This window comes from Stenotrophomonas sp. (assembly GCF_036662295.1).
GTDB lineage: Bacteria > Pseudomonadota > Gammaproteobacteria > Xanthomonadales > Xanthomonadaceae > Stenotrophomonas.
This window is the reverse complement of the sequence record NZ_JAVWXA010000151.1, coordinates 1,177-7,052: the sequence shown is the minus strand read 5'-3', so window position 1 is coordinate 7,052 and position 5,876 is coordinate 1,177. Positions and strand designations below refer to the sequence as shown.

At 69.5% G+C, this 5,876-nt stretch carries 5 protein-coding genes; 3 read left to right on the top strand and 2 right to left on the bottom strand.

Annotation, left to right across the window (positions count from 1 at the left end; all coding sequences use genetic code 11):
* Positions 1–135: 135 nt before the first annotated feature.
* Entirely contained in the window at positions 136–1,149 is a 1,014-nt protein-coding gene (locus tag RSA25_RS18370; RefSeq protein ID WP_332810269.1) for an energy transducer TonB, read from the bottom strand.
* 188 nt (positions 1,150–1,337) lie between these two features.
* Positions 1,338–1,973, bottom strand: coding sequence for a TIGR00645 family protein (locus tag RSA25_RS18365; protein WP_332810268.1), 636 nt, complete (start codon positions 1,971–1,973; stop codon positions 1,338–1,340).
* 108 nt (positions 1,974–2,081) lie between these two features.
* Here RSA25_RS18365 and RSA25_RS18360 point away from each other — a divergent pair, with 108 nt between their 5' ends.
* From RSA25_RS18360 to RSA25_RS18350, 3 genes are all read left to right on the top strand, one after another.
* On the top strand, positions 2,082–2,771 hold the full coding sequence (locus RSA25_RS18360; protein WP_332810267.1) for a glutathione S-transferase N-terminal domain-containing protein: 690 nt from the start codon (positions 2,082–2,084) through the stop codon (positions 2,769–2,771).
* Positions 2,772–2,941: 170 nt separating this feature from the next.
* Positions 2,942–5,170 (top strand): S9 family peptidase, encoded by a 2,229-nt coding sequence (locus RSA25_RS18355; protein WP_332810266.1) that lies wholly within the window; start codon positions 2,942–2,944, stop codon positions 5,168–5,170.
* Between the two features lie 45 nt (positions 5,171–5,215).
* Positions 5,216–5,731, top strand: a complete 516-nt coding sequence (locus tag RSA25_RS18350) for a cytochrome c oxidase assembly factor Coa1 family protein (RefSeq protein ID WP_332810265.1) — start codon at positions 5,216–5,218, stop codon at positions 5,729–5,731.
* Positions 5,732–5,876: the final 145 nt, after the last annotated feature.

Below are 5,876 nucleotides of genomic sequence, written 5' to 3'. Positions count from 1 at the left end.
GTACCCGCCCCAAGCGACAAGGCATGCACGCGCGTGCTTCAGCAAAGCCTTTACCCCGCAGACGGGCAAAAAAAAACCAAAAAAAAGGCCCGGATCGCGCCGGGCCTTCGCGGGGTCAAGCGCGACCGCCCGCCATCAACCGCCCGGGGCGAACGCCAGGGTGCGGCGGGTGGTGACCGGTGCGCCCACCGGCTCGAACTTCCAGCGCTTGACCGCGTTGAGCGCCTCGCGGTCGAACACCCGCGACGGCGTGGCACGCAGCACGCGTGCGTTGGTGACCGAGCCATCGGTACCCACGGTGATCTCCACCAGCACTTCGCCGGAGGTGCCCGAGCGCAGGGCTTCAGCCGGGTAGCGCGGGGCCGGGGTGCTGACCGGGCGCAGGCTCGGCGCGGCGGCGGCCGGTGCGGCAGCCTGGCGGGCCGCGGCGGCCTGCTGGGCGGCGGCCGCCTGCTGGCGCTGTTCGGCCTCGCGGCGGGCGGCGGCCTGGCGCTCGGCATCCTGGCTTTCACTGCTGCGGCGGGCCGCATCCTGCTGGGCGGCGATGGCGCGCGCGGCTTCGGCTTCGCTGGCCTGCTGCTGGGCCAGGCGCTGCTGGTCGGCCAGCTGCTTGGTGCGGTTCTCGGCGTCCTTCTTGACCTTGTCGGTCTCTTCCTGGGTGCGCTTGAGGGCGGTCTGCATGCCGCCGGTGATGCCCTGCTTCAGGCGCGGCAGCGCCGGTGCCGTGGCGTCCACCTTCTCGATCAGTGCCACCAGGCGCTGGGATTCGGCGAAGTCCTCGCGGCCCAGGCTCTGCTCGGCGGCAATCAGGGTGTAGGGCAGCAGGTCGGTGAGCGCGCTCTTGACCGAGGCGTCATCGGGGGTCTTGTCGCGCAGCGCCAGGTAGTACTCGATGGCGTTGTCGCCGGCCGGGGCGTACATGCGGTTCTCGCGCAGTGCCTTGCTGGCCAGGTCGCGCAGCTCGTCGGTGCCCATCGACTGGACCTTGGCCGACACCGCCGGCGCGGCCGGTGCAGCCGCCGGTGCCGCGGTGGGGGCAGCCGGCGCGGCCGGTGCGGGTTCGTCCTTGCCCGAGCAGGCGGCCAGGGCCACCAGCAAGGTCAGTGGCGCCAGCAGGCGCGCCTTGGCGATCGTGTTGACGTGCGACATCCAACTCCCCTTTGAAGAACGACGGTGCGTAAGGCCCGATGCGGTCAGGCTGGCCGAGGCCCATGGATGTTTCCCGGCGTCCACGGCGGTACTGCAGGTGTGCAATCTAGCATCACCGCGCCCGGCCTGGGGCCGCACGGCGACGGCAGGCCGGCATCGTGACCGATGCCGGCGCTGGTGGGCAAGCGTCAGTGCGACAGGGTCTTGCTGGGCGCGCCGCTCATCAGCTTGTCGGTGTAGGCGATGCCGATCGCCGACAGGATGAAGGCACCATGGATGATGGTCTGCCACATCACGCCGGTGGAGGTCATCGTGGCGCACTTGAAGGCCGCCTCGGCACCCGGCCCGAGGGTGGAGGTGGCCGTCTGCACGGCCAGGATGTAGTCCGGGCTGTTGCAGGAGGGCAGGCCGTCCAGGTTGCCGGCACCGATGAACGTCTTCAGCAGGTGGATCGAGGAGATGCCGATGATCGACAGCGCCAGCTTCACCTTCAGCACGCTGGCGTTGACGTGGCTCAGCCACTCCGGCTGGTCGGGGTGGTTTTCCAGGCGCAGGCGCGAGACGAAGGTTTCGTAGCCGCCCACGATCACCATCACCAGCAGGTTGGAGATCATCACCACGTCGATCAGGCCCAGCACCAGCAGCATGATCTCCTGCTCGCCCATGCTGTTGGCCTTGTGCAGCAGGTGCCACAGCTCCTTGCCGAACAGGAACACGTACACGCACTGCGCCAGGATCAGGCCCAGGTACAGCGGCAGCTGCAGCCAGCGCGATGCGAAGATCAGGGAAGACAGGGGACTGATGGGCTTTGCGTCGGCGCTCATGCTGGGATGCTGCGTTGCGGAGGACGCGGCAGGGTAACGGGTCCGCGATGACCCCGCCACCCGGGCGACGCACTAGACTCCAGCTTCCTCATCCGCGAGTGCATCGCCATGATCGATCTGTACTACTGGCCCACCCCCAACGGCCACAAAGTCACGCTGCTGCTGGAAGAGCTGGGCCTGCCGTACCAGATCAAGCCGGTCAACATCGGCGCCGGCGACCAGTTCAAGGCGGAATTCCTGGCGATCTCGCCCAACAACAAGATGCCGGCGCTGGTCGATCACGCCCCGGCCGACGGCGGTGCCCCGCAGAGCGTGTTCGAGTCCGGCGCGATCCTGCTCTACCTGGCCGAGAAGACCGGCCGCTTCCTGCCGGCCGATGCGCGCGGCCGGGTGGCGGTGCTGGAGTGGCTGTTCTGGCAGATGGCCGGGCTGGGCCCGATGAGCGGGCAGATGGGGCACTTCAACGTGTATGCGCCGGACAAGATTCCCTATGCCATCGAGCGCTACGGCAACGAGGTGCGCCGCCTGCACGGGGTGATGGACAAGCGGCTGGCGCACAGCGCCTACCTGGGCGGGGACGACTACGGCATCGCCGACATGGCCAGCTACCCTTGGATCGGCGCCTATGACGCGCTGCCGGCCGATTTCGCCGCCTTCCCGCACCTCAAGCGCTGGCATGACGCCATCGCCGCGCGCCCGGCCACCCAGCGCGCCTACGCACTGCGCCAGCAGGTCAATCCCGAGGCCGGCAAGCCGCTCAGCGAAGAAGAGCGCAAGCACCTGTTCGGGCAGCGCTGACCCGGCGCCAGCCCGCCCGGCGGTGCCGGCCAGGCGCCGCCACCCGGGCGGGCCAGGGGCCGGTGACGCCGGCCGGGCACGGGCACGACCGGGGTGGATTTGGTTAGGATGGGGCGCTGCCCGGCGCGCGCCTGCCGACGGGAATTGCCCCGACGCTGCCGGAATCCTTCATGCGCCACCTGTTTGCTTCGCTCGCCCTCATGCTCGCTTCGACCACGATCGCCCACGCTGAAAAACTCACCCTGGAGGCCATCACCGGCCCGCTGCCGTTGTCCGGCCCGACCCTGCTGAAGCCCAAGGTGGCCCCGGACGGTTCCCAGGTGAGCTTCCTGCGCGGCAAACAGGCCGATCGCAACCAGCTGGACCTGTGGAGCTATGACATCGCCAGCGGCCAGACCCGGCTGCTGGTCGATTCCAAGGTGGTGCTGCCCGGCACCGAAACCCTCAGCGACGAGGAAAAGGCCCGCCGCGAGCGCCAGCGCATCGCCGCGATGACCGGCATCGTGGATTACCAGTGGGCGCCGGATGCGCGCACGCTGCTGTTCCCGCTGGGCGGCGAGCTGTACCTGTACGACCTGGACAAGCAGGGCAGCGCGGCGGTCCGCCAGCTCACCCACGGCGAAGGCTTTGCCACCGATGCCAAGCTCTCGCCCAAGGGCGGCTATGTGAGCTTCGTGCGCGCGCGCAACCTGTGGGTGATCGACCTGGCCAGCGGCGCGCAGGTCCAGCTCACGTCCGATGGCAGCGACACCATCGGCAACGGCGTGGCCGAGTTCGTCGCCGACGAAGAGATGGACCGCCACACCGGTTACTGGTGGGCCCCGGACGACTCGGCGATCGCCTTCGCACGCATCGATGAAAGCCCGGTGCCGGTGCAGAAGCGCTATGAAATGTACGCCGACCGCACCGAGATGATCGAGCAGCGCTACCCGGCCGCCGGCGACCACAACGTCACCGTCAAGCTGGCCGTGATCGCGCCCCGGGCCGGGGCCGCCCCGCGCTGGATCGACCTCGGCTCCAACCCGGACATCTACCTGGCACGCGTGGACTGGCGCGATGCGCAACGGCTGACCTTCCAGCGCCAGTCGCGCGACCAGAAGCAGCTGGCGCTGATCCAGGCCGACCTGGCCAGCGGCAAGCAGCACACGCTGGTCACCGAAACCGCCAGGACCTGGGTGCCGCTGCACAACAGCCTGCGTTTCCTCAAGCAGGGCGGCTTCCTGTGGTCCTCCGAACGGACCGGTTTCGAACACCTGTACCGCATCTCCGATGACGGCAGGACCGTCACCGCGCTGACCCACGGGGCCTGGCCGGTGGACGAACTGCTGGCCGTGGACGAAGCCGCCGGCAAGGTGTATTTCAGCGCCGGCATGGACACCCCGCGCGAGCGCCAGGTCTATGCGGTGTCGTTGCAGGGCGGTGCGCCGCAGCGGCTGTCGCAGGCACCGGGCATGCACAGCGCCAGTTTCGCGCGCAACGCCAGCGTCTACGTGGACAGCTGGTCCAACACCACCACCCCGCCGCAGCTCACCCTGCACCGGGCCACGGGCGAGAAGATCGCCACGCTGGTGGACAACACCCTCACCGACCCGCAGCACCCCTACGCGCGCTATCTGGACGCCCAGCGGCCGGTCGAGTTCGGCACGCTGAAGGCGGCCGACGCCACGACCGAGCTGCACTACAGCCTGATCAAGCCGGCCGGTTTCGACCCGGCCAAGCGCTACCCGGTGGTGGTGTACGTGTATGGCGGCCCGGCCAGCCAGACCGTCACCGACAGCTGGCCCGGCCGCGGCGACCACCTGTTCAACCAGTACCTGGCCCAGCACGGCTACGTGGTGTTCTCGCTGGACAACCGCGGCACGCCGCGCCGCGGCCGCGATTTCGGCGGTGCGCTGTACGGCGTGCAGGGCACGGTGGAAGTGGCCGACCAGCTGCGCGGCGTGGCCTGGCTCAAGCAGCAGCCCTGGGTGGACCCGGCGCGCATCGGTGTGCAGGGCTGGTCCAACGGCGGCTACATGACGCTGATGCTGCTGGCCAAGGCGTCGGACACCTATGCCTGCGGCGTGGCCGGCGCACCGGTCACCGATTGGGGGCTGTATGACAGCCACTACACCGAGCGCTACATGAACCTGCCGGGCAACAACCCCAAGGGCTATGAGGAAGCCCGCGTGCTGACCCATATCCAGGGCCTGCGCTCGCGCCTGCTGCTCATCCACGGCATGGCCGACGACAACGTGCTGTTCACCAACTCCACCGCGCTGATGAGCGCGCTGCAGCAGCGTGGCCAGCCCTTCGAACTGATGACCTACCCTGGTGCCAAGCACGGCCTGTCGGGCAGCAATGCGCTGCACCGCTACCGCCTGGCCGAGGATTTCCTGGGGCGCTGCCTGGCCCCGTAAGCACGGACCGCATCCCGCTTGACCGGCTCGACAAGGAGGACGCCGATGACCCTGCCACCCCCGCTTTCCCGCCATGCCCCCGGCTGGTGGTCCCGTCACTGGCGCTGGGCCGTGCCGCTGGTGGTGCTGCTCACCGGTGCCGCCGCCGTGGCGACGGTGTGGTTCGTGCTGGTGCAGTGGTCGCACTGGATCCGCGCCAGCGAGCCCTACCAGGAGGCCATGCGCCGGGCCCGCTGCAACGTCGAACTGGCCGCGACGCTGGGCGAGCCGATCCGGGATGACGGGCTGCCGATGGGCGGGGTGAAGGCCAGCAGCGATGGCAGCGGCCTCAGCCAGGTCGCGGTCACCCTCAACGGGCCGCAGGGCGAGGGCCGGCTGTACCTGCATGCCGAGCGCACCGATGGCCAGTGGGACTACCCCATGCTGTACGTGGTGACCGGCGGCTCGCACACCATCGACCTGAGCGCCCTGGACGATGCTGAAGCGGCCAGCCAGTGCGCGCTGGCGACCTGCCGCGCGCAGGGCCAGTGCCCGGCCGCACTGCCTGCGCTGGAGGTATGAACCGGCGCGCATGACCTCCGGCCGATTGCCGCCCGTGCGCCGAGTGCGTAGGGTCACGGGCATCGTCTACCGGGAGTCCTGCATGAAGCCGCTCGTCCTTGCCGTTGCGTTGGCCCTTTCCGTTCCCGCCGCGCTCAGTGCGCCG